Annotated in this window: 22 protein-coding genes; 10 read left to right on the forward strand and 12 right to left on the reverse strand. The window is 50.5% G+C overall.

From position 1 onward, the window contains the following. Positions 1-6 precede the first annotated feature (6 nt). Together mgtE and aroQ are read right to left on the reverse strand one after the other, a co-directional pair. Positions 7-1356 carry a magnesium transporter gene (gene mgtE / locus GS398_RS09160; protein ID WP_160906466.1) on the reverse strand — a complete coding sequence of 450 codons (1350 nt, stop codon included), beginning with the start codon at positions 1354-1356 and terminating at the stop codon, positions 7-9. Positions 1357-1472: 116 nt separating this feature from the next. Next, complete coding sequence (gene aroQ, locus GS398_RS09165; RefSeq protein WP_160906467.1) at positions 1473-1892, reverse strand: type II 3-dehydroquinate dehydratase; 420 nt, start codon at positions 1890-1892, stop codon at positions 1473-1475. 88 nt (positions 1893-1980) lie between these two features. On the opposite strand from aroQ, the gene xerD reads away from it, so the two are divergent. From xerD to GS398_RS09180, 3 genes are read left to right on the forward strand one after another with little or no spacing between them, the layout of a single operon-like run. Continuing rightward, complete coding sequence (xerD, locus tag GS398_RS09170) at positions 1981-2901, forward strand: site-specific tyrosine recombinase XerD (protein ID WP_160906468.1); 921 nt, start codon at positions 1981-1983, stop codon at positions 2899-2901. 54 nt (positions 2902-2955) lie between these two features. Beyond that, positions 2956-4311: a sensor histidine kinase gene (locus GS398_RS09175; protein WP_160906469.1), complete on the forward strand. Its 1356-nt coding sequence runs from the start codon at positions 2956-2958 to the stop codon at positions 4309-4311. Positions 4312-4340: 29 nt separating this feature from the next. Beyond that, the gene (locus GS398_RS09180) at positions 4341-6482 is read left to right on the forward strand and encodes a sensor histidine kinase (protein ID WP_160906470.1); all 2142 of its coding nucleotides are present in this window, start codon (positions 4341-4343) and stop codon (positions 6480-6482) included. Positions 6483-6528: 46 nt separating this feature from the next. Here the strand turns inward: GS398_RS09180 and GS398_RS09185 are convergent, their stop codons facing one another. Beyond that, on the reverse strand, positions 6529-8277 hold the full coding sequence (locus GS398_RS09185; RefSeq protein WP_160906471.1) for a glycoside hydrolase family 99 protein: 1749 nt from the start codon (positions 8275-8277) through the stop codon (positions 6529-6531). Positions 8278-8646: 369 nt separating this feature from the next. On the opposite strand from GS398_RS09185, the gene GS398_RS09190 reads away from it, so the two are divergent. Beyond that, the gene (locus GS398_RS09190; RefSeq protein ID WP_160906472.1) at positions 8647-9024 is read left to right on the forward strand and encodes a response regulator; all 378 of its coding nucleotides are present in this window, start codon (positions 8647-8649) and stop codon (positions 9022-9024) included. Next, on the forward strand, positions 9024-10067 hold the full coding sequence (locus tag GS398_RS09195) for an adenylate/guanylate cyclase domain-containing protein (protein ID WP_202406001.1): 1044 nt from the start codon (positions 9024-9026) through the stop codon (positions 10065-10067). Before GS398_RS09190 ends, GS398_RS09195 begins: the two co-directional genes overlap by 1 nt. An 81-nt stretch (positions 10068-10148) precedes the next feature. Here GS398_RS09195 and GS398_RS09200 read toward each other — a convergent pair whose 3' ends face one another. From GS398_RS09200 to prmC, 3 genes are all read right to left on the reverse strand, one after another. Continuing rightward, positions 10149-11030, reverse strand: coding sequence for a YitT family protein (locus GS398_RS09200; protein ID WP_160906473.1), 882 nt, complete (start codon positions 11028-11030; stop codon positions 10149-10151). Further along, positions 11030-11614 (reverse strand): HD domain-containing protein, encoded by a 585-nt coding sequence (locus GS398_RS09205; protein ID WP_160906474.1) that lies wholly within the window; start codon positions 11612-11614, stop codon positions 11030-11032. The genes GS398_RS09200 and GS398_RS09205 overlap by 1 nt, the downstream gene beginning before the upstream one ends. Before the next feature lie 99 nt (positions 11615-11713). After that, a complete protein-coding gene (prmC, locus tag GS398_RS09210) occupies positions 11714-12601 on the reverse strand; it encodes a peptide chain release factor N(5)-glutamine methyltransferase (RefSeq protein WP_160906475.1) in 888 nt (295 codons plus the stop codon). 60 nt (positions 12602-12661) lie between these two features. Here prmC and GS398_RS09215 point away from each other — a divergent pair, with 60 nt between their 5' ends. Beyond that, positions 12662-14053, forward strand: a complete 1392-nt coding sequence (locus GS398_RS09215) for an arginine decarboxylase (protein WP_160906476.1) — start codon at positions 12662-12664, stop codon at positions 14051-14053. A gap of 140 nt (positions 14054-14193) precedes the next feature. Continuing rightward, complete coding sequence (locus tag GS398_RS09220; protein WP_160906477.1) at positions 14194-14727, forward strand: DUF695 domain-containing protein; 534 nt, start codon at positions 14194-14196, stop codon at positions 14725-14727. A 34-nt stretch (positions 14728-14761) separates the two neighbouring features. Here GS398_RS09220 and GS398_RS09225 read toward each other — a convergent pair whose 3' ends face one another. The 5 genes from GS398_RS09225 to GS398_RS09245 form a co-directional block, all read right to left on the reverse strand. Beyond that, positions 14762-15481, reverse strand: a complete 720-nt coding sequence (locus GS398_RS09225) for an RluA family pseudouridine synthase (RefSeq protein WP_160906478.1) — start codon at positions 15479-15481, stop codon at positions 14762-14764. Between the two features lie 64 nt (positions 15482-15545). After that, complete coding sequence (locus tag GS398_RS09230; RefSeq protein WP_160906479.1) at positions 15546-16457, reverse strand: ribonuclease Z; 912 nt, start codon at positions 16455-16457, stop codon at positions 15546-15548. Positions 16458-16473: 16 nt separating this feature from the next. Continuing rightward, entirely contained in the window at positions 16474-16851 is a 378-nt protein-coding gene (locus GS398_RS09235) for an STAS domain-containing protein (RefSeq protein ID WP_160906480.1), read from the reverse strand. Positions 16852-16897: 46 nt separating this feature from the next. Next, entirely contained in the window at positions 16898-17845 is a 948-nt protein-coding gene (locus GS398_RS09240) for a phosphoribosylaminoimidazolesuccinocarboxamide synthase (RefSeq protein WP_160906481.1), read from the reverse strand. A 105-nt stretch (positions 17846-17950) separates the two neighbouring features. After that, positions 17951-18910 (reverse strand): PhoH family protein, encoded by a 960-nt coding sequence (locus GS398_RS09245; protein WP_160906482.1) that lies wholly within the window; start codon positions 18908-18910, stop codon positions 17951-17953. A gap of 99 nt (positions 18911-19009) precedes the next feature. Between GS398_RS09245 and GS398_RS09250 the strand changes: the two genes are divergently transcribed. The 3 genes from GS398_RS09250 to GS398_RS09260 all read left to right on the forward strand — a co-directional run bounded on the left by GS398_RS09250 (position 19010) and on the right by GS398_RS09260 (position 21937). Then, positions 19010-19789 (forward strand): SAM hydrolase/SAM-dependent halogenase family protein, encoded by a 780-nt coding sequence (locus GS398_RS09250; protein WP_160906483.1) that lies wholly within the window; start codon positions 19010-19012, stop codon positions 19787-19789. A 151-nt stretch (positions 19790-19940) separates the two neighbouring features. Continuing rightward, entirely contained in the window at positions 19941-20444 is a 504-nt protein-coding gene (locus tag GS398_RS09255; RefSeq protein WP_160906484.1) for a hypothetical protein, read from the forward strand. Between the two features lie 107 nt (positions 20445-20551). Further along, positions 20552-21937 carry an MBL fold metallo-hydrolase gene (locus GS398_RS09260; protein ID WP_160906485.1) on the forward strand — a complete coding sequence of 462 codons (1386 nt, stop codon included), beginning with the start codon at positions 20552-20554 and terminating at the stop codon, positions 21935-21937. Here GS398_RS09260 and GS398_RS09265 read toward each other — a convergent pair. Continuing rightward, complete coding sequence (locus tag GS398_RS09265; protein ID WP_160906486.1) at positions 21919-23214, reverse strand: flavin monoamine oxidase family protein; 1296 nt, start codon at positions 23212-23214, stop codon at positions 21919-21921. The two genes, GS398_RS09260 and GS398_RS09265, sit on opposite strands and share 19 nt — an antisense overlap. Between the last annotated feature and the right edge of the window lie 87 nt (positions 23215-23301).

Consider the following 23301-nt stretch of genomic DNA (forward strand, 5'->3'; position numbering starts at 1 on the left):
TGTTAATTACAACAGCAGCTTGCTCGCCAGTCCCAGCAGCAGCAAAAATCCGAACACGTCGGTAAAAGTGGTGATGATAATTGACGATGCGATGGCCGGGTCGATCCCTACCCGCTTGAGGATTAAGGGAATAGAAGAACCCGCAATACCGGCGATGACGAGATTACCGATCATCGATAAAAATATCACCAGGCTGAACATAGGGTTGCTGTCGAGGTACATAGACACCAGCAGCACGATAAATCCGTTCACGGCGCCGTTGATCAACCCAACGGTAAACTCTTTGAGCACGGTGCGGTAGGCCTGGTTATCGGTAAGGTCGGCAAGCGAGATACGCCTGATGGTTACCGCCAGCGCCTGGGTGGCGGTATTCCCCCCCATTCCGGCGATCATGCCCATATATCCCACCAGCATGGGGATCATTTTGATGGTGCTATCGAAGTGCCGCGAGACCGAGGCCGCGAGAAACGCCGTGCCGAGGTTTAGCACCAGCCAGGGCAGGCGGCTCTTTACCGCCTCCTTCCAGTTTCCGGAGAGTTCCTCGTCTTCGGATACCCCGGAAAACTTCAGGATGTCTTCCGTATTTTCTTCCTGCAGTACGTCTATTACATCGTCGAAGGTGATCCGGCCCAGCAGCCGCATGTCATCATCCACCACCGGGATACTGGTCAGGTTATACTGGGAGATGAGCCTGGCAACCTCTTCCTGGTCGGTTTCCGCTTTCACATATACGAACTCCGGGTTCACCAGGTCGTTAATAACGGTGGAATATTTTGCTTTAATAATATCTTTAAGCGATACGATGCCTTTGAGGTAATTTTCGTCGTCGACCACGTTAATGGTATAAAACTCCTCCATCTCTTCGGATTGGCGGATAATCTCGTTCAGGGCATCTTTCTTGGTGTAATTTCCGTTCACCTTGATCACCTGCGTGTTCATCAGCCCGCCGGCGGTGTCTTCGGGGTAATTTAACAGCGTACGGATATGGGAGGCGTCTTCTTCGTCGATCTCCCGGAGGATCTCTTTCTGCTGGTGTTCCGGAAGCTGGCTGATAATGTCGGTCGCATCATCATAATCCAGCTCTTCCATGATCTCCGACCGTTTGCCGGGATGCATGTTTTCAATGATCTTCTCGGGGTGGATCTCGTAATCCATTTCCGCGATCACTTCCGAGGCGATATCGGAAGGCAGTATATGGATGATGCGGTCGCGCGCCTCCTGCGGAAGGCTTTCGAAAATAATGGCAATCTCCGATGCATGATACTCCGACAACAAGGCAGTCAGAACCGCTTCGTCTCCGTCAAGCGCCTGCCTGATACGCTGGATATCGGTTTTATCAAGCTCGAAGGACTGCATGGTGCGAAAGTAACATTTTTTGTGTTATACGTCGGGCGTAATACGCATTACGTTCCTATCAGGCACAGCACGCACCCTACCGGAACGTCGAACGTCCCACCTATAACATACAACGCTTAACTCTCCAACAAGTTTAATACCGCCAACCGGTACCCATCCATACCGAAGCCTGTGAGCACTCCCCTGCAGTTCTTCCCGGTAAGCGAAACGTGGCGAAACTCTTCCCGGGCATATATATTGGAAATATGCACTTCAACAACGGGCGTTTTTATTGCTGCAATGGCATCGGCGATGGCAACGGATGTATGGGTATATCCTCCCCCGTTCAACACGATCCCGTCATACGAAAACCCCACCTCATGCAGTTTGTTAATCAGCTCGCCTTCCACATTGCTCTGGTAATAATCGAACTCCACGTCCGGGAATTTTGCACGAAGCGTTTCCAGGTAATCCGCAAAGCTGCTGCTGCCGTAAATTGATTTCTCGCGTATCCCCAGTAAGTTTAAATTCGGCCCGTTGATAATTTGTATCTTCATAGGGTTCAAATTTAGTAAAAAGGCGGCAGGTTTGATGCTATACGCCTGACCTTCAACATATAACGTAAAACATCCAACGTACCATATAATGGACTGGCAATCAACCACTTCCGGTTTCAAATCCTACCTTCGCATCGAGCGTTCGCTTTCTGCCAACAGTGTGGATGCCTACCTCCGGGATGTGCGCAGGCTGCAGGAATATGCAGAATCGGTTGGCGGGATCGCCCCGGATAAAGTAACCGTAACCGATCTGAAAAAATTCGTAGTGTGGGTAAATGAGCTGGGGATGCTGGCTGCCACACAGGCCAGGGTGCTTTCGGGGCTGCGGGCCTTTTTTAAGTTCATGGTGCTCGAAAACATCACCACCGACGATCCTTCCGCCCTGCTCGAAAGCCCGCGGCTGTCGCGCAAGCTGCCGGATGTGCTTAGTCTCGATGAGATCAACCGGATGATCGACGCCATCGACCTCTCGAAACCGGAAGGGATGCGCAATAAAGCGATGCTCGAGGTGCTGTACGGGTGCGGCCTGCGTGTCTCGGAACTTACCGGGCTGCTTATCTCCAACCTGCATTTTAGCGAGGGATTTATCAGGATCGTAGGCAAGGGCAACAAAGAACGTTTTGTACCCATCGGCTCGTACGCGATTAAATACCTGCGCATTTACCTGGACGAAGTGCGGGTACACATACCGGTGAAACACGGGAAAGAAGATTTCGCTTTTCTTAACCGGCGGGGCGCCCCGCTTACCCGGGTGATGGTTTTCATTATTATCCGCGACCTGGCGTTAAGAGCGGGCATTCTGAAAGCCATCAGTCCCCATACCTTCAGGCACTCCTTCGCTACGCACCTCATCGAAAACGGGGCCGACCTGCGGGCTATCCAGGATATGCTTGGGCACGAAAGCATTACCACCACCGAGATCTACACGCACCTCGACCGCGATTACCTGCGTTCTACCATCATTTCGCACCATCCGCGGGGCCGCGAACGGCGTAAAATCAAGCAGTGAATTTGTCACTCTGCAGGTAAATGATAAATTTGAGATTAAATTCACTACGCACCTATGAAGTTTTCTGTTCTCCCGTTCATTATCGTCCTTATTATTTACGGCCGGCTGCGTAAATCGCTAAAAGAACAGAACCTGCTTCCTAAGTGGGAGAAACAGCTAAAATGGATGTTATTCGGCGGCATTGCGCTGTTCGCACTGGGATCCACGTTCATGCTCGAAACGTTTACCGCCTGGACCTGGCACCTGTTTATGCTGCTGATCGTGGCGGCCATCTACCGCGAAAAAGATTTTGCGGCAGGCCGCCAGCTGGCATTGGGCATCCTCCCCTATATCGTTGTCTCTATCGTCGAAGATATTTTCAAAGCGATCTCGAAAGACGTGTTCGAAACGGTGGAGAGTTATTTCAGCAATGCCATCCTGGTATCCGTTATCTGGATGATCACCCTCTGGATCACCTACAACAGGCAGCAAAAAGCACTTGACAAGGAACGGGAGAAACGGCGTATGGAAAACGAAATGAACCGCGCTATCGCCGAACGTAAAGCGCAGCTGGAAGACATCGTGGTAGAACGTACCGCAGAGCTTACCCGGCAAAAAGAAGCGCTCGAGCTTACCCTCTCCGAACTGAAATCTACCCAGGACCAGCTCATACAACAGGAAAAGCTGGCATCGCTTGGCGAGCTCACTGCCGGCATCGCCCACGAGATCCAGAACCCGCTTAACTTTGTCAATAATTTCTCGGAAGTGAGCATCGAGCTCCTCGATGAACTGGAATCCGAGCTTAACAACGGCGACACCGAAGAGGTGATCGCCCTGACTGCGGATATCAAACAAAACCTGCAAAAGATCAGCCAGCACGGCAAACGCGCCGACAGCATCGTAAAGGGCATGCTCCAGCATTCGAGGAAAAGCACCGGTCAGAAAGAGCAGACGGACATCAACGACCTGGCCGATGAATATTTACGCCTCAGCTATCATGGTCTCAGGGCAAAGGATAAATCCTTTAACGCCGTACTCCAAACCGATTATGATCCCGAAGCAGGAACGATTGCGGCGGTACCGCAGGAGCTCGGCCGCGTGGTGCTCAACATCATCAACAATTCGTTTTACGCGGTGAACGAAAAAAGAAAGCAACAGCTTGCCGGGTATGAGCCAACGGTAAGCATCAGTACCAAAAATCATGGCGACGAGGTGGTGCTGCGGATCCGCGACAATGGAATCGGTATTCCCCAAAAAGTGCTGGACAAGATCTTTCAGCCCTTTTTTACTACCAAACCTACCGGCGAAGGAACTGGGCTCGGCCTCTCCCTCAGCTATGATATCATTACCAAAGTACATGGCGGCGAGCTGGAAGTAGATACAAAAGAGGGTGAATTTACCGAGTTCCTGATCACCCTGCCCCGTTCCTGAAACCGTTTCATCCGCTAAATCAGGTAAGTTTGAAAAAGATCCTATCCATATGTTTACTGCTGGGCCTTGGGGCTTGCACTTTTGCGCAGGGCAGGCTGCCTTCGCGGTTTAACCTGCCGGCGAATAGCGACACCGCCTTTAACCTGCCCGGTAAGTATTTCCAGGTATTAAGGGATACAGGCATGGCGCTCACCTTTAACCAGGTAAGGACAAACACGTGGCTGGCGAAATTTGAAGGGGGCGAAAAGAAATATCCGCCCGGGCATCCCATGAGCTCCCACGTATTATGGACCAGGTATCTTCTCCACAACCGGGCTAATAAAGCTAAGGAGATCGCACTTTCAACGGAATATTCCACCGTCGACTTCTACTTTCGAAAGGCGGGCGAAAAATGGCTGCATAAAACAACCGGTTACCGGGTTCCTTATAGCAAACGTAATGACCTGAAGCTCATTAACACGGTTACCTACACGCTCGAACCCGGTGAGCATGTACTTATTTACGAACGGCAATACAACAACTGGCAAACTATCAGCCCCGGCGTCAGGATCGGCTTTGCCCGCACTACCATCCAGCAGGAGTACATCAGCGAGCGGAAACAAACCATGAAACTGGTGCTGGCATTAATCGCCGGCGTAGTACTGTTCGCGGCGGTGATCAACTTCTTTTTCTTTTTTATGATCCGTGAGCGTGTGTATCTCTACTACGGACTCACGTTACTGTTCGGCGACTGGTGTTACTTTCATCTCTGGATCCAGGACCTTATCCCCGAAGATCCCGCCCGGTCATCGGACGCCGGGAACACCATCTTGTTATTCGCCATCTTCTTTTCCCTGTTCACGGTCCGCCATTTCCTGCGTACCAACCTGCACTACCCCCGGTGGGATAAGTTCCTGCACTGGCTCTCGTGGATCATGCTGATCTTCGTCCCCCTGGCGGTCATCGCCCCAAACGATCGCTTTAACATTATACGGTCCATCCCGCAGGTCATCATCTTTACCGTCCTTGGGGCCCTGGCGGTTACCCCACTCCTGTTCCTGGGAAAGAGATTCTCTGAAGCACGCCTTTTCCTTCTCGCTTTTGCGCCTTTCGTGGCTTTCCTGGTAAGTTTGCTGATCACGCTCGGTTTAAAATACCGCGGTCTGCAGCCTTACCTGGCTTCGGTAATGCTGTTCAGCGTGTTGTGGGCTATCCTGGTCTTGTCCTGGTCGCTGTTCCTCCGGTTTAAGCGCCTGCTGAACGAAAATGCGCGGCAGGCACTCGAAAAAGAGCGCATGGCCCGCGAAAAGGAAACTGAACGTAACGAGCTTATCGCCCGGCAAAAGGTGGAACTGGAAAAAGAAGTACAGGAACGCACCGCCGAGCTGAAGCAATCTCTGCACGAGCTGAAAGCTACCCAGGCACAGCTGATCCAGTCAGAGAAGATGGCATCGCTGGGAGATCTTACCGCGGGCATTGCGCATGAGATCCAGAACCCGCTCAATTTCGTCAACAATTTCTCGGAAGTAAGCATGGAGATGCTCGAAGAGATGGAGGAGGAAATGGGAAACGGCGAATGGGAAATAGCCGGCGAAATTGCGAAAGATGTGAAGCTGAACCTGGAGAAGATCAACCACCATGGTAAACGGGCCGACGCCATCGTGAAGGGTATGCTGCAGCATTCGCGGAGCAGCTCGGGACAAAAAGAACCTACGGACCTGAATGCCCTGGCCGATGAATACCTGCGCCTTTGTTTCCACGGGTTGCGTGCCAAGGACAAGTCGTTTAATTCGAAGCTGGTAACTGATTATGACCACGCTCTTCCCCCCGTTTCGGTAGCCAAACAGGATCTGGGCAGGGTACTGCTTAACCTCTTCGCTAACGCGTTTTATTCCGTTGCCGCTAAAAAGAAACGGCTTGGTGACGGATATGAGCCGACAGTAACCGTGCAAACCAGGCTCATCGATCAGGAGATCGAGATCAGTGTTACCGACAATGGTTCCGGCATCCCGCAAAAAGTGCTGGACAAGATCTACCAGCCATTCTTTACTACCAAGCCCACCGGCGAAGGCACCGGCCTTGGCCTTTCGTTAAGCTATGATATCGTAACGAAAGGCCATGGCGGCACCCTCCTGGCGGAAACGGAGGAAGGAGAATTTGCAAGGTTTAGGATCAGGGTTCCCCGCGACTAGTCACACTGTTGTAGCTCACGGGAGATAACTTCCGGCCACCTCGCTACTATGGAAACACCTGGATCGCATCCACTTTGGTTGTTATGCTGGCTGTTTTGCTGTGGTATATCCTGATCCAATTAATCGCATTGAGATTAGGGGTACCGCCGGTGGTCGACGCCGTGGCAAACGTTTTAGTCACCAGGTTCCACCCGTTTACCAGGGGGCCGATGTTCCAGTTGTATTCGTTAACATCGGCTGCTCCCCCGCTTCCCACTTCGATCTGGTTGGAAGCACTGAACCTGGTAATATCAGACACATAATACCAGAACTGGATTTTACCGGTCGCAACCGATGCACCCGAATTAAATGGGGTAAACACCTTCTTGAATTCATCGGTACCGCTGCCAACCGATTGAAGTGAAGCGGTGCCCTCTTTCTTATCAGTTGTATTGACGGACAGGGTATTTGCCGAGATCCAGCCTGTGCTGGCATCGCAAACGTCGAGATAATTGGTATAGGGGGTGGTATGGGTGGCCTGGTACGGGATAATCCCTTTCACCATTTTTCCGCCGTTATTTACCAGGCGCAAGTAGAAGTCCTTAGAACAAGCCACCCCGTCTGCGTCCAGTGTCAGGAAATATTTGCCTGCCGGGATCTGCGACGCATCCTCGGCGCATTTAAAAATGGAGGTTGCTTCCTGTGCTTCATCGAACATGGCAACATATACACTTTGTACGCCGGCGTTCCGCATGCCAGCGAATTGCGACCACATAAAATTACCGTACATGCGCTTGATCTGGTTTTGCGGCGAGCTGGCTCCGTTGGTGTTGTAAAAGGCCGTTCCCGGGTAGCTCATCGCCTGGTAGTCCAGCCCATTGGCGTTACAATAAGCCAGGTCGCTTGTATAAGTGGCCTGGAAGCCTCCTTGTTTACCTACATGCCAGGGCATGATCATGTCGCAGGCGTTATAGGCAGGCTGGTTTGGAGTATCCGTAGCAAAATTGGCCAGCGGCGCCCCTATTACATAACATCCCTGGGCCTTAAACCAATTGATCTTAGTCAGCCAATCGGCGGTTGTTCCACGTCCCGATTTGCCCACTCCCCAGAAGCAAACTACCGGTTTCCCATTCTGTTTTGCATAATTGGGTGAAGCCACCAGGTTAAGGGTACCGGTGATGGTACTCGTCCAGTCTGCGTCTATCGGGTCCGTAGCGCTGCAATCATACATGATATAAAATTTACGGCCATATGTTTGAGCGGCATTTTTCATCCGCGTAGCAATACCGTCGAACTGGGCCTTTTTAACGCTGCCCGCTACAATAGCGCTGCCAAATCGCTGGAGCGCGATACAATCTATCCCGTTTTGTTGCATCCAAAGCGCGTGTACGTTAGATACCTGCTGATCGTACGAAGAAAACATCTTCGCTGGCTGGCCATTACCCAGGTTTCCAAAATAGCCCGGCTGCGTTACACCGGCCTGGGTAAACGGGCTTCCCGCGTAAGTAGACGTATATTCCGAGCAATCGGGCCACATTTCAAGGTTCTGGTGCTGCCAGCTATTATAAGGAGAGCCGTCGCCGGCTGCCGCAAACCATCCCTGGTAGCCAACCGTTACTTTACCCACCACATCGCCCACGGGTGAGCCGAAAACAGATGCGCCGAACTTATTCCCCGACGATTCACTTCCCGAACCGTCGTACAAATCGTTTTGAGAGCAGGAAACAAGCGCAATTGCCAACAGGCCGAATGCTACTGATTTTTTCGTTCCGGGCGCAGCAGCCCTGGCTTTAAAGCCATTCATGTTTGGTTTCATTTTTAAATAGTAAGGCGATGCGCTGCCAGGCAGTTTAATCGCCGGTTTATAATTGGGTTAGTTGTTCGCACGAAATACACGGTACACCTGCACCAGGATACCATGCTGCCGGTTTGGCGGCCGGGAGCGTTACCGGTAACCGGCGATAATAAGAGGCTAATTATCAACTAATTTATAGGCAGCCCATAATATTTTGTTAATAACTCCTTAATGAACGGATCGCCGCCGCAGATAATGATCATTGACGGCAATATTGTTCGGGGCCCGGTGGCTTTTGATGATAAAGCAAACATGGCATCTTGCCTATTCCCGCTTTTTAAACTAAATTTGAGTGATCCGAATGTTCACTATTTTAATCCTGCCTTACACATGAAGATACTTGTCGTTGACGACGAAACAGACGTGCAGCCCCTGTTCTTACAGCGTTTCAGAAAGGAGATACGCAACCACGAGATCGATTTCACATTTGCCCTTTCGGGCGAAGAAGCATTGTCGTACCTTGAGCAAAACCCTTCCGAGATCGTGCTCATTCTTTCGGACATTAACATGCCCGGAATGAGCGGCCTCGACCTGCTCGAGCGTATCCGCGAGAAGTACGATACTCCACCGCCGGTGGTGATGATGATTACGGCGTACGGCGATGAGGACAACCGCAAATATGCCATAGAGCACGGCGCGAACGACTTCCTGACAAAGCCGCTGGATTTTAATACATTAAAAGAGAAACTTAGAAGCTTAGAGATATAATGGCCAAGATACTGGTAGTTGACGATGAGGCCGACCTGGAGCTGCTGGTAAAACAGAAGTTCCGTCGCAAGATCCGGGAGAATTTATATGAATTTGTTTTTGCTCATAACGGCATCGAGGCGCTGGAACGCCTGGCCGAAAATCCTGATATCGATATCGTGCTCAGCGATATCAACATGCCCGAAATGGATGGGCTCACCCTCCTGACGAGGCTCCCTGCAGCCAACCCGCTGATCAAAGCCGTAATGGTTTCCGCCTATGGCGATATGGAAAACATCCGCATGGCGATGAACCGCGGTGCATTCGATTTCGTGTGCAAACCGGTGAATTTCGAGGACCTGGAGCTTACCATGGATAAAACCGTGCTGCACGTACAGCAGCTGCGGGAAACCATGAAGGCCATTAAGGAGAACAACATCCTGAAAATGTACGTGGATGAAAACGTGCTCAATTTCATGACCCACAAGGAGTTTGAGCACAGCCTGCTGGCCAACGAAACGCTCGACGCCACCGTTATGTTCATCGATATCTGCGGTTTTACCGCGATCTCGGAGCACTTACCCGCCAACACCGTGGTACAGCTGATCAACAAGCTGTTCGACCTGATGGTAAAGGAGATCATCGCCCAGAAAGGGCATGTCGATAAATTTATGGGTGATGCCGTGATGGCCGTTTTCCGTGGCGATTACCACCTCGACCGTGCCATCGACGTGGCCCTGGCCATTCGCGAGCAGTTTAAAACTGCCGAAGAGATCGCCCTGGAAGGAAAGGTATTCACTCCGCAGATCTCTGTAGGCATCAATGCCGGCGAAATGGTGTCGGGAAACATCGGCTCTGCCTCGCTCCGCCGGCTGGACTATACGGTGATCGGTGATTCTGTGAACCTCGCACAGCGTTTGCAGTCGGCGGCACAGCCCGGCCAGATCGTGATCTCTGAAGAGGTGTACGAACGCGCAAAAGAATCCTTTAATTGCCAGCGCATCGGCGAAGTAAATCTGAAGAACAAGGCGAAGGCAGTGATGATTTATGAAGTAGTGGACTGAGGAAGGAGGTTGGGAGGTTACGCTGAACGTCTCCCATCCGGCGACATGCCGTTACGTCGGACGTATACCTCATCCAACCTGTCAATGTCTTGCTCTTTTCTTCAGCACTCCGCCCGCAGCCTCCTTAATGGTATTGGTGAACACGAATGCTTTTTCATCGATCTCGTGTACCAGGTTGCGGAGCCTGCGTACTTCCAGGCGCGTGATGATGGTGAAAATGATATCTGCCGGCTGGCTGATGTGAAAGCTGTCTCTCAGGAAACCGCGTTCCCCCTTATAAATAGTGATACCGCGACCGAGCTTCATCACCAGCTGCTCTTTAATTTCTTCGCTCTTGCCCGAAATAATGGTCACACCGGTGTATTCTTCCAGGCCTTCGATCACGAAAGAAATGGTGCGGGAGGCAGTATAATAGGTAAGCACGGAATATAAGGCTGTCGCCAGGCCGCTAAAGAGGGCCGCAATGAGGAAGATGATCACATTGATACCGAGAATGATCTCGCTGATGGTAAAGCTGCTCCGTTTAAGCGTGTACAGGGCCAGCACTTCGATGCCATCCAGTGCGCATCCGCCACGCATGGCCAGGCCGATCCCGATCCCCATAAAAACCCCGCCAAAAATGGCAGCGAGCAATTTGTCGTCGGCGATATGCGCCACCTCGAAATTAAAAAAATACAGGCTGATAGAGAGCCCTACGATACACGCCATGGTTTTAACGGCAAAATGCCGGCTCACCTGGAATGCGCTGAGCACCACGAACGGGATATTGGTGAGAATAATGGCATAAGTAATGTTGATGTGCGTATACTCATGGATCAACAGCGACATCCCGGTTACCCCACCGTCGAGAAACTGGTTTGGCATCAGGAACCCTTTCAGCGCAAACGAACAAAATAATATACCCGCAATAATATAGATCGTATCCTTTATTACTGATGGAACTGAAGTAGTTAATATTTGCATTAAGGCTGCTGCATTTTAAGTTTGATTGATTGAAGGTGCTTTATCTTCGTTGCTTTTCTCAGTTGAATAGCGGTATCGGTAAAATACCGGTGGGTTTCCAGGAAACTGACTTGTCGCGTATTCCATTCTGCTTCACTATTTACCAACGCCGCCGCAGATAGCTCCTGAAAAAAGCGCTCCGCCACGATAAAATAATCGCCCCTGCCAAGATAGTCAAGATCTGCGTCGCAAAGTATTTCCTCAAGATGATTTTTTGGTGACTGCGGCAGTTTAGTAGCCCGGATCATTCCACAAATGGCGGTAATCTCCTTTTCGGTATAGCCAAATCCCGGCAGGTATGACATCGCAAGCCGGCAGGACTCGTCTTCGTGCCCCGCCGCTTTCGACAGGTAGCCGGAATCATGAAACATCGCCGCCGTTTGTAACAGGGTCTTTTCGTATCCCGTTACGCCTTCCGCTGTTGCGAGCGTTTCTGCGGCGCGTAGTACATCGAGCGTATGTGCCAGGGTATGATATGTTAAATAAGGCGGCAGCTCCTTATTTAACTTTTCCGCTATAAAATCACGGGCTTGTTCAAATTGCATGTTAGCGCGAAGATAAGGATGAATCTTTAATGAACAACGGAGAAGTTGTTTACTTCTCCGTTGTTAAAAGACCGCTATCTCACAGCCTCACGAATCCCTTTACAATTTTGCAGCGCGAACCATTCTCGCCCTCCCCATCATGTCTTTTTTCAATTGGACAGAAGCGAAACCCGCGTTAGAAATTAGCTGAACAACCTGTTCGCCGTATGCCTCGTTAATTTCAAAAAAAAGCAGACCGCCTGGTACTAGCAACCGGACGGCGAGTGCCGTAATTCTCCGGTAGAACAGCAGGGGGTCCGGGTCATCTACGAACAACGCGGTATGTGGTTCGAAATCAAGTACATTCCGGTGCATCGAATCTTTCTCTGCTTCGGCGATATAGGGCGGGTTGCTAACGATCATGCTGAACTGCCTGCCTGCGATCTTCCGGTCAATTTCTTCACTAAGCATATCTCCTTGTAAAAAACGTACTTCAGCCTTGTTTTTCACCGAATTATAAAGCGCCACCTCCAGCGCGTCAAAAGAAATATCGTTCGCCCAAACATCCGCGTGCGGCAGGTGTTTCTTCAGCGAAATGGCGATGCAGCCGGAACCGGTACCAATATCCAGGAGAGTTAATGGCTGATAGCCTGCGGCTGATAGCTGGTAGCGGTTAGCTGATAGCTCTGCCCTGATCCAGTCGACGAGTTCTTCTGTTTCGGGGCGTGGGATCAATACGGCGGGCGTTACCTTAAAGGTTAAGCCGTAAAAAGGTGCTTCGCCGATAATGTATTGGATGGGTTTACCGGTTAGCAGCCCGTCTTCCATTTGCGCCAGGGAGGTCTCTTCCATCAGCGAAAGCGGGCGGTCGCGATTTATCAGCAATTGCGGGCGGCTGAGGCTGCAAACATGCTCTAAAGCGTATTGTGCGAGGCTGGCGGCTTCAACAGGATCGTAAATTTGCAGGAGACGGTCGGTCAGGAGACGCTCAGCTGTAGCCAATGTCATTTGACAAAGTAAATAAAAACATTACCCAAAATTTTTACATTTTTGCGAAAACTATATTGAATGCAGAGTTACGAGGAATTTATTGATCTGAGCGTGGGCTTCCCGCAGGAAGGCTTCGAGGTGATCGACGATGAGCTATATTTTCACGACCTGAACCTGATGGAAATGATCGAAACGTATGGCACCCCCCTGCGCTTTACGTACCTGCCGATTATCAGTAAAAAGATCCAGCAAGCTAAGCTGCTGTTTAAAAAAGCGATCGTTAACAACAACTATCGCGGCAGCTATAAATATTGTTATTGTACCAAAAGCTCGCATTTTAAACATGTGGTTGAAGAGGCGCTGAAGAACAATATCCACCTGGAAACGTCTTCTGCCTTCGACATGCCGATGATCGACGCGCTGCAGAAAAAAGGCGTGGTAAAAAAGGACATGACGGTAATTTGCAACGGGTTTAAAACTTACCAGTATAAGCAATACATTATCGACATGCTGCACGACGGGTACATCAACATTATCCCCGTACTCGACAATAAAGAGGAGTTCAACATCTACGACGATGAGGTGGAGATGGACACGCCCTGTAACCTGGGCATCCGCATAGCGGCAGAAGAACAGCCCGACTCGCAATTTTATACTTCGCGGCTGGGTATACGCATGGAAGACGTGATCGAGTTCTATAACAGCAAGGTAGCGCATAATCCCGCCTTCCGGGTGAAACTGCTGCATTTCTTTATCAACTCGGGGATTTCAGACACGCCTTACTATTGGAACGAGCTCGAGAAATATGTAACGCTCTATTGCAAGTTCAAAAAGATTAACCCGCACCTGGACACGCTGGATATAGGCGGCGGAATGCCTTTTAAAGATTCGCTGGTATTTGATTTCGATTACGAGTACATGGTGAACGAGATCGTAAAACGAATCAAAGAGATCTGCGCGGAAAACGACGTGGTGGAACCGGATATCATTACCGAATTCGGGAAATACACGGTGGCGGAAGCGTCCGGGATACTTTACAAAGTATTAGGCCGCAAACAGCAGAACGACCGCGAACGCTGGCTGATGCTCGACGGTTCATTTATCACCAACCTGCCCGATGTCTGGGCCCTGAACCAAAAATACATCCTGCTCCCCATCAACAACTGGGATGCTGAATACGAACGTGTAAATCTTGGCGGAATCACTTGCGACGGCCAGGACTACTACAACCAGGAAGCCCATATGAACAGCGTGTTCATGCCCAAAACCAGGAAACTCCAATATATCGGATTCTTCCACACCGGTGCTTACCAGGAAGTATTAAGCGGGTATGGCGGTATTCACCACTGCCTGCTGCCCTCGCCCAAACATGTCATTATCCGCAGGAACCGCGATGAGACGTTTAACTTCGAAGTATTCGGAGAAGAGCAGAACTCAAAACAGGTGTTGAAGATATTGGGATATGTGTAGAAAACGTTCGACTGCTCACGTTCAACGTTGCTGCCGTGAGCTTCTATCCGGAGATGGTTATGTTGTTAGTTACCGTCAATAACATACGAATTAAAATACGGGGTCATCTATAACGTTATATTTGCTTATTATCACCCGGTATGCGACTGATCTTGATTGTCCTCTTTATTCCCTTATTGGCCTGTACCAATCATCCGTCAACCATGGCCAGTTCCGGCACGACGGAAGTGCGCGATTCGCTGCCCCGTGAGCGCTTCGTACTCCTGCCATTCATGATGGGCACCGACAAGGCGGTGATCTCGATCGACACCACTTACAAGAAATTCGGCCAAAAGGCAGCCTTCCCGATTTCATTATTCATTACTATCAACACTGAAGAAAAGGATGCAGACGGATTCCCGACCGCGAAGGAAGCGGCTGTTTTCACGTCGATTGAAACGAAGCTGACCACAGCGCTTGCGCCCTTTAAAACCTGTTACATCGGCAAAACCACGGTAAAGGGCTACCGCGATATGATCTTCTACATCAAAAAAGAAGATCAGCCAAAAATCAGCCGGGTGGTTGGGGAAATCAAAAAGAAGCAAGCACGGCTGAAAGAATTCACGTTTGAAAACGATGCACTGTGGGAAGGGGTTGGGGAATTTTACGGGGCGGTTGGGGAGAATAGAAAATAGTTTCCATTCCCTGCGCTCTATCTCTGTCCCCTTCTCAGGAATCGAACTTTTCCAGCAGCTTCAGCAACGTAGCGAAATCCTTTGGATAGGGAGCTTCGAACGTCATCTCATCCGTTTCGTTGATCCGGAACGTAGTGCTTTTAGCGTGGAGGGCGAAACGCTTCATGACCGGTTGCTCCTCCTGTTCTTTACCGAGACGGTAACCGCGCTTCAGCGAGGATAAAAAAACGGGCTTGCCGCCATACATTTCATCTCCGGCGATAGAAGCGCGCTGCGTAGCAAGGTGTATGCGGATCTGGTGCATCCTGCCTGTTACCGGCCGGCACTCTGCCAGGGTATAGTGCTTAAAATACACCAGGGAGTTAAACCACGTCTCTGCAGGCTTACCTTCCTGGCGGTTGATGCTCACATTCTTATTGCCCATGTTCAGGATCGGCAGGTCTACCTGTAGCTCATTAAACACGTGTGTGCCATCGATAATTGCGTGGTACACCTTCTTCACCTTACGCCGCTCGAACTGCATAGACACCAGCCGGTAACTTTCCGGGTTCCGTGCGATGATGAGCACGCCCGAAGTTTCCTTATCGAGCCGGTGACATACCTGCGCATCGGGCGAATATTGCTTTGCCAGCCGGAGGATATTTATTTCCCCGCCCTCCCGCTCATCCAGGGAGCTGATAAAAGGGGGCTTGTTGATCACGATGAGGTCGTCGTTTTCGAATAGTATGAGGTCTTGGAATTTGGGGAATTTCATGTTTTTCTCTTTGTACAACCAGAGCCGGTAGTCAATGGCCGGCAGCCATCAGCTCAAATGACAGCTACAAAGTAAACGTATTTCCTTCAACAGCCAGCAACGTATTCGTAAATACGGTGCGGCACTCGTCGAGAAGCGGGGCCAGGTCGCGGTAGCGGGCGGAAAAGTGACCGATCAGGAGATACCCGATACCGGCGTCCGCCGCCGCCTGTCCGGCCTGCAATGCCGTGGTATGGAAGGTTTCCCGGGCACGGTCTATCATATCGTGCATAAAAGTAGCTTCGTGGTAAAGTGTATTCGCCCGGGCGATCGCGGGGAAATAGCTGCCGTCGCAAAGTGTATCCGAGCAGTAAGCATATGACCTGGGCACCTCCGCTTCACGGGTGAGGTCGGCGGCCAGGTGTACCACGCCCTGCTTATCGGTAAAATCGATCCCGCGTTTCAGCAGCGGAATACATTCCGGCGGGATACCCAGCTCGTCTATCTTCTCTTTGATCACCCGGCGTTGCCTTCTTTTCTGGGTAAACCTGAAACCGGTGGTCGGGATGCGGTGGTTTAGCGCGAAGGTTTCTACAGTGATGTCGTTATTCTGGAAGATCACGCCCGGTGCAGCCGGATCCGTTGCATAAAATAGGATGGGGTACCGCAGGTTGGTTTGTGAATACAGCAGCTGGATGTCGATGATCTCTTTCAACTCCGGCGGACCGAAAACATTCATAGGTTTCGATCTGCCATTCAGGTGCAAAGAGGATAGCAGGCCGACAAGGCCCAGGTAATGGTCGCCATGGAGATGGCTGATAAAGATATAGTCGATGCGCTGCGCTTTTAACCCGAACCGGATCAACTGGAGCTGAGTTCCTTCACCGCAGTCGATGAGGAAATACTTTTCATTAATATTGAGGAGCTGTGCGCTGGGGTTCCTGTTAAAAATGGGTGTTGCCGAACTGCTGCCTAAAATGGTTACCTCGAATCTCATGCTGGTTTCACAGCAATTATCTCGCCTCTTTCTTAAGGTCTTTCTCGATTTCTTCCATAAAGATCAGGTCGATCCCTTCCTCTACCGTAGGTACGATGTTAAGCACATTCTCGAGCTGCGAAATATTTACGAGCCTGGTGATGTTATCGTTGATGCCGGTAATGATAAACGACCCGTCGGCATTGTTGCAAAGGCGATGCCCTACAAGCAGGCTGCTGAGACCAGACGAGTCGGAATATTTTACGGATGACAAGTCAAGAATAATATTCCGTTGTCCTTCCGCATTGATCAATATCAGCTCAGACTTAAGCTGAGGGGTGATCAGGGTATTCAGTTTAGGTTCGTTCAGCTTTATTAAAACGTATTTTTCGTGCTTATCTAGCGTAAATTTCATATCCGGTAACCCTTATAGGTTTGCACAATATTAGGAAATAATCCGTTTAATTCAAACGATTCAAAAATTCGGTAATGTTTCTCTCCACGCGGGCTATCACTTCTTCGCCGTCTGTTTTGCGGAAGGTTTCGCCGGTGATATGCTCATACAATTCGATGTAACGTTCTGAAATAGAGGACACGATTTCGGGGGTCATAGCCGGTACTACCTGGTCTTCCTTTCCCTGGAAGCCGTTCTCGATCAGCCATTTCCGCACAAACTCCTTTGAAAGCTGGCGCTGCGGTGATCCGCTGGCCTGCAGTTGGTGGTAGCCATCCTGGTAAAAATAGCGCGACGAATCAGGGGTGTGTATTTCGTCGATCAGGATCACCTTCCCGTCGGCTTTGCCGAATTCGTATTTGGTATCCACAAGGATCAATCCGCGTGCTGCGGCCATTTCGGTACCGCGCTGGAACAACTGCCGGGTGAACGACTCGAGCTGGACGTAATCCGCCTCCGAAACGATGCCCCTTTTCAGGATCTCTTCGCGGGAGATGTCTTCGTCGTGCCCTACAGATGCTTTGGTGGTGGGTGTAATGATCGGCTCGGGAAGCTTATCATTCTCTCTAAGGCCTTCGGGCAATGAAACACCGCAAACCGACCGCCGACCGGCATTGTATTCGCGCCAGGCGTGCCCGGCGAGGTATCCCCTGATCACCATTTCCACTTTAAAGGGCTCGCAAATGCGGCCGATGGTAACGCTCGGGTCAGGCACGTCGATCACCCAGTTGGGAACGATGTCCTGTGTAGCATTTAAAAACTTTGCAGCGATCTGGTTAAGTACCTGGCCTTTGTAAGGGATAGCCTCGGGCAGCACCACATCGAACGCCGAAATACGGTCGGAGACCACCATGACCAGGTATTTATCGCTGATCGTATAAACATCACGGACCTTGCCTTTGTAGAAATGGGTCTGTCCGGGTAAGGAAAAGTGGGTTTCTTTGATTGATGACATTTTGGTTGACGTTTTACGTGGGACGTTAGACGCTTGTTTATTGCCAGGTATTAAGATAATTCTTGTGTTGAGCTTGAATCCACGTCAAATATTTAACGTAACACCTTACTGAATATCCCCATACGCTTCCAGGATCCGTTTCACCAGTTTGTGCCTTACCACATCTTCGCCGGTGAGGTAGATGATGTCGATGCCTTTGATGTCTGCAAGGATGCGCAGTGCGGTATGTAAGCCTGATTGCTGTTTTTTGGGAAGATCGATCTGTGTCACGTCACCGGTAACGATAAACTTCGCCGAGGGGCCCATCCTGGTCAGGAACATTTTGAGCTGCATATCGGTGGCGTTCTGCGCTTCATCGAGGATCACGAAACAATTGTCGAGGGTCCTTCCGCGCATAAACGCCAGCGGGGCGATCTCGATGGTGCGGTTTTCCAGGTATAGCTTTAGTTTTTCGGCAGGGATCATGTCATCCAGCGCATCGTATAACGGGCGGAGGTAGGGATCGATCTTTTCCTTGAGGTCGCCGGGAAGGAAACCCAGGTTCTCTCCTGCTTCAACTGCCGGACGCGTTAAGATAATGCGCTTGATCTCTTTGTTTTTTAACGCCCGCACGGCAAGCGCTACGGCCGTATAAGTTTTACCGGTTCCGGCAGGGCCGATGGCGAACAGGATATCGGAGGTGTTGATGCTCTCCACCATGCGCCGCTGGTTCTTGGTGCGTGCTTTCACCACGATGCCGTTCGGGCCGAAAACGATAGCTTCTCCGCTCCCCGGCTTATCGGCCGGCGACTCGCCGCCACCCGAAACGGGCACGCGCGCGCCCAGCATGCTTTCGAGGTCGTTAATGCTTAACGACTCGAATTTCTCTACATGCTTTACCAACTCGGTGAAACGCAAGTTAAAGGCATTGAGCTCATTCTCGTCGCCAAGTACCTTTACTTCGCTCCCGCGCGCTACGATCTTTATCTTAGGAAACTGCCTTTTTATAATTTCGAAGTACTCATTATTTGGTCCCCAGAGCACCACGGGGTTGATGTTTTCAAGAGATAGTTTCAGTTCGTTCAAAATGGCTTTTTTTAGTTCCTGATATTTTTATGGGATTAAAATTCAATATTTGCAGGGGCAACTCCCTATGCAAGATTAATAATAATTATTCACATTTTAATGGCAATAATCACTCTGACGACCGACCTCGGTTATAAAGATTTTTACCAGGCCGCCCTCAAAGGGAGTATCCTGAGCCTGGCGCCAAATGTGACTCTTGTAGATATAACACACGACATTTCCGCCTTCAATATTCCCCAGGCAGCCTTCGTTTTAAAGAATGCCTTCAACTATTTCCCCAAGGGTTCGGTACACCTCATCGGCATCGATTCGGTATTTAACCAGGATACCCGCTACCTGGCTACCCGCTACAAAGGGCACTTTTTCGTAGGCTCCGATAACGGTATCTTTTCGCTTCTTTTCGATGAAGCGCCGGAGGAGATCGTGGAGCTGAACATAATGCAGGACCTGAAATTCCTGCACTTTCCGCTAACGGACATATTCGCTAAAGCTGCCTGCCACCTCGCCAAAGGCGGAAAGCTGAAAGAGATCGGGCTTCCGGTTGAAGACCTGGAAGAAAAGATGAGCCTGCAGCCGGTGATCGAGCGCAATATCATCCGCGGAAGCGTGATCTATGTGGACATCTTCCAGAACGTGATCACCAACATTACCAAAGACCTGTTTACCAGGATACAAAAGAACCGTGAGTTTACGCTCTTTTTCAGGCGTAACGAATCGATCTCGCAATTAAGCTGGCATTACAACGAAGTGCCGGAAGGCGAAAAACTATGCTTGTTCGGGATCAGTAATCACCTGGAAATTGCCATCAATAAAGGAAACGCAAGCGGCCTGCTGGGTTTAAACGTGGGAGATATCGTGAGGATTGAGTTTTATCCGTAGTGATCAGTTGTTAATTTCCAGCGATCGGTCAGGGAAGAACTTAATTATCGGGTTAGTTGTTAATATGCAGTTTACACAAAAAAATCGATAACATTTTTACCAGCAGGACCTGTTAAAAACTGGTCTATGAAAGCTGATCACTGATAACTTTATGAAAAAACTCCTCCTCCTGGTCCTGTTTTCCCTTCCCGGGATTTCGTTTGCCCAGCAAAGTAACCCGGCTTACGATCTGCAGCGCGACAAGATCAATACGCTGCTGGATAATCGTGCGGGCGACTACGGGCAATACCAGGAAAGCCTTACGAAACGTACCGGGATCTTTGGCCTTAAAACCAAGAAAGACATGCAGCGATCGATCGATATCCTTTCCGGGATCATCGAAACGGATAATAACATCCTGCGCGAAACCAAGGTGCTGCTCGATTACAAAGACCTGGAAAAAACACGGGTGGAAATAAAGGCCACCAACGTAGAAGAGCGGGTGAACGCGTACATGGCCACCATTACCAAACTTCAGCAGCAGAACGAACAACTGAAGGCAGCGGCAGAGAAGGCCGACAGCAAAAACAGCAAACTGCAATTCGGCTTATTTGCCTGTATAGCAATTATTTTAATCTTGCTATTTGTAGCAAAAAATAAGCTGAAAGGGCGTTAGACGCCGCACGTTTTACATCGGCCATTCGATCCCCGGCTTAAAGATATATTTTAACACCTGGCAATTAAACTTAAATTAATCGATCGGCGTGTAACCTTAAACGTACTATGAAACTTACCATACACGGTGCGGCCAGGCAAGTGACCGGGAGCATGCACCTGCTGGAGCTCGACCATTATAAAATCCTGGTAGATTGCGGCCTCGACTACGAAAAAGGCACCTGGCAGGAAGAAAACGCGTTATTCCCCTTTGACCCGGCGGAGATCGACGTGGTATTGCTCACCCATGCTCATATCGACCATTCGGGGAACCTGCCAACGCTGGTGCGGATGGGATTCGAAGGACAGATCCTGTGCACCGGCCCTACCGCAGACCTCAGCGAGCTGCTCCTGCTCGATTCGGTGAACGTTTTTTTAAGCCGGGAGCGCCGGCATTCGAAAAGAAAACGGGGAAATTCAGGCCCGAAGCCTTTATACCTGCAAAAACATGTGATGGATACCGTGCAACGGTTCGTGACCATCGGCTTTAATAAACCATTCAGGCTGAACGGCGACGTGGAAGTCACTTTTATCCCCGCCGGACATTTACTGGGCGCCGCTTTTATCGTGCTGCGGGTACAGGACAGGGGTGAGGAAAAGACGATCGCTTTTACCGGAGACGTTGGCCGGAAAAATTACCCGGTGCTGAACGATCCCGCAATGATCCCGCCTGTTAATTACCTTGTAAGCGAATCTACTTATGGCGGCCGTTTTCACAGCAAAGACAAAACGCTGACCAAGATGCTGACGGAGGTGATCAATGAGGCCTGCATAAAAAACCCGGGGCGCCTCATCATTCCCGCCTTCAGCATCGGGCGCACACAGGCACTGGTATATTCGCTTAACAAGATATTTACGAATGGGTTATTGCCACCAGTTAAAGTATATGTTGATAGCCCGCTCGCTGCCCTTGCCACAGACGTTTTCAGAAAGCACCATCACCTCGTGAACCAGGAAGCACAGGAGTTTTATCGCCGCGAAGGCGATGAATTTGAATTTGAGAACCTCGTGTATGTCCAGGACATGAAAGAGAGCCGCGAACTGGCCAATTATTTTGAGCCTGGTATCATTATCTCTTCGGCGGGAATGCTGGAAGGCGGCCGCATCCAGGACCATCTTTTTTACAACATCCAGAACTACTACTGTACCATCCTGTTCATTGGCTACTGTGCGAAGGGAACGTTAGGTCACCGGTTGCTTCGCGGCGATTCTGTGGTACATATCCGCGACCGCGAGCTGGCTGTATATGCCACGATCAGGCAAACGGATTTGTTAAGCGGGCATGGCGACCATAGCGACCTGGTAAATACTATTACACACCAGGACCCTGCGAAGTTGCGCAGGATCTTCCTGGTACATGGCGAGACGCAAAGCATGCAACTGCTACAAGAAGACTTGTTTGACAGGGGCTACCGGGTAGAGATCCCCGAAAAGGGTCAGGTGTTTGAATTGTAGGTCATTAAACCGGCCGCTTTTAACCCGCTGTTTAATGCTGCTTCTACGGTTCCCATAAGCGGGCCGTCGTAAAGGGCCTCGCCGGCAAAGTAAAGGGTTTCGGCAACAGGTTCGCTGAGCATGGTTCTTGCGTGGTGAGTATCCACGGTTGCGTATGCGTAAGAGCCGCGGGAAAACGGTTCCTCGCTCCAGTTAGCTACCCGGGAGTAAACCAGGTTCTGCCTGAGCCATGCCACCTCTACGCCGAAGATCGCTGAAAGAGATTGGAGCGCATGCGCCACTATCGTATCATCTGGTGATGCGGCATATTCGCCCGCAGGCGGTCCGCCTAACCAACCGGTAAGTAAGTTGCTTCGGGCAGGAAGCTGGGTCCACCAGGTAGGCACTTTTTCTTCAGAAAAGAACATGGCCACGTTAGAAAGATCGGCGCCATTTCCGGCTCTTTCCCAAAATGGCCCGGTGAATCCGAGCAATACCTTCACCACCTGTCCAACACCAATGTGGCGGTAGGCCTTGGTAATATCCGGCAAAGGCGGAGAAAATACGGGCGCTTCGGCGGTCTCCGGTCTTTGCATCACTCCTGCCGGGATGGTGACCAGTACTTTTGCTGCCCGGTAGGAGTCCCCGTCACCCGTAACAACAACCGCTTCGCCGCTGCGCCACCTGATCTCCTTTACGGTCCTGCCGGTCAGTATAGTTCCTCCCAGCCGTCTTATTTTGCCCGCTAAAAAGTCTGCGAGCCGCACATACCCCCCATCAATGCGGTATTGATCTTCGTCTTCGCCGAACCACTCGTCTTTTAAAGCCAGTATACTCACCTTTCGGGGGTCGGCGGTATCATAGCCGGAGGCAAATCGCTCAATGGCATTCCGTAAGCCGGCATAGCGCCGGTCACTGAAATAGGTTTGAAGAAACTCACTTAGCGGTATATCGGCGGTGAGCCCATTAATAGCTTTTTCAAACTCAACCCAATCACCGGGACCTTCCTCTTCCGCGGACGATCCATTGCCATTTAGGTGGATACGTGTTCCGGTGATCTTTTCAAAGGGGATTCCCGCTTCTTGCAGCAGGCCGATGGTAACGGGCAGGTTGCCATGGATAAATTCTGCGCCTAGTTCAATGACCTGGCCGGCAACGCCGGAAACAATGGTGTTGATCCTTCCGCCGATGCGGTCTCTCGCTTCGAGTACCAGCACTTGCAGGCCTGATTCTGCCAATTGACGGGCGGCGGCTAAGCCCGAGATCCCGGCGCCGATGATGATCCTGTCTGGTTGCATTACAGATTACAAATTAAAGATTCAAATTGTTTAGACACCCGCTTTGCTTTTCCGGGCGTTCAATGGTTCACGCAATGAAACAAGACC

The sequence above is a fragment of the Hufsiella ginkgonis genome (assembly GCF_009834915.1).
GTDB classification, from domain to species: domain Bacteria; phylum Bacteroidota; class Bacteroidia; order Sphingobacteriales; family Sphingobacteriaceae; genus Hufsiella; species Hufsiella ginkgonis.

Bases quoted from the DNA above. Each gene is read 5' to 3' on its own strand.
- GS398_RS09240 (WP_160906481.1), bottom strand. From the start codon at position 17,845: ATGTCATCAATCAAAGAAACCCACTTTTCCTTACCCGGACAGACCCAT.
- GS398_RS09225 (WP_160906478.1), bottom strand. From the start codon at position 15,481: ATGAAATTCCCCAAATTCCAAGACCTCATACTATTCGAAAACGACGAC.
- GS398_RS09230 (WP_160906479.1), bottom strand. From the start codon at position 16,457: ATGAGATTCGAGGTAACCATTTTAGGCAGCAGTTCGGCAACACCCATT.
- GS398_RS09265 (WP_160906486.1), bottom strand. From the start codon at position 23,214: ATGCAACCAGACAGGATCATCATCGGCGCCGGGATCTCGGGCTTAGCC.
- GS398_RS09195 (WP_202406001.1), top strand. From the start codon at position 9,024: ATGGCCAAGATACTGGTAGTTGACGATGAGGCCGACCTGGAGCTGCTG.
- xerD (WP_160906468.1), top strand. From the start codon at position 1,981: ATGGACTGGCAATCAACCACTTCCGGTTTCAAATCCTACCTTCGCATC.
- GS398_RS09250 (WP_160906483.1), top strand. From the start codon at position 19,010: ATGGCAATAATCACTCTGACGACCGACCTCGGTTATAAAGATTTTTAC.
- GS398_RS09215 (WP_160906476.1), top strand. From the start codon at position 12,662: ATGCAGAGTTACGAGGAATTTATTGATCTGAGCGTGGGCTTCCCGCAG.
- GS398_RS09200 (WP_160906473.1), bottom strand. From the start codon at position 11,030: ATGCAAATATTAACTACTTCAGTTCCATCAGTAATAAAGGATACGATC.
- GS398_RS09190 (WP_160906472.1), top strand. From the start codon at position 8,647: ATGAAGATACTTGTCGTTGACGACGAAACAGACGTGCAGCCCCTGTTC.
- GS398_RS09205 (WP_160906474.1), bottom strand. From the start codon at position 11,614: ATGCAATTTGAACAAGCCCGTGATTTTATAGCGGAAAAGTTAAATAAG.
- GS398_RS09220 (WP_160906477.1), top strand. From the start codon at position 14,194: ATGCGACTGATCTTGATTGTCCTCTTTATTCCCTTATTGGCCTGTACC.
- GS398_RS09260 (WP_160906485.1), top strand. From the start codon at position 20,552: ATGAAACTTACCATACACGGTGCGGCCAGGCAAGTGACCGGGAGCATG.
- mgtE (WP_160906466.1), bottom strand. From the start codon at position 1,356: ATGCAGTCCTTCGAGCTTGATAAAACCGATATCCAGCGTATCAGGCAG.
- GS398_RS09185 (WP_160906471.1), bottom strand. From the start codon at position 8,277: ATGAAACCAAACATGAATGGCTTTAAAGCCAGGGCTGCTGCGCCCGGA.
- GS398_RS09175 (WP_160906469.1), top strand. From the start codon at position 2,956: ATGAAGTTTTCTGTTCTCCCGTTCATTATCGTCCTTATTATTTACGGC.
- GS398_RS09255 (WP_160906484.1), top strand. From the start codon at position 19,941: ATGAAAAAACTCCTCCTCCTGGTCCTGTTTTCCCTTCCCGGGATTTCG.
- aroQ (WP_160906467.1), bottom strand. From the start codon at position 1,892: ATGAAGATACAAATTATCAACGGGCCGAATTTAAACTTACTGGGGATA.
- GS398_RS09235 (WP_160906480.1), bottom strand. From the start codon at position 16,851: ATGAAATTTACGCTAGATAAGCACGAAAAATACGTTTTAATAAAGCTG.
- prmC (WP_160906475.1), bottom strand. From the start codon at position 12,601: ATGACATTGGCTACAGCTGAGCGTCTCCTGACCGACCGTCTCCTGCAA.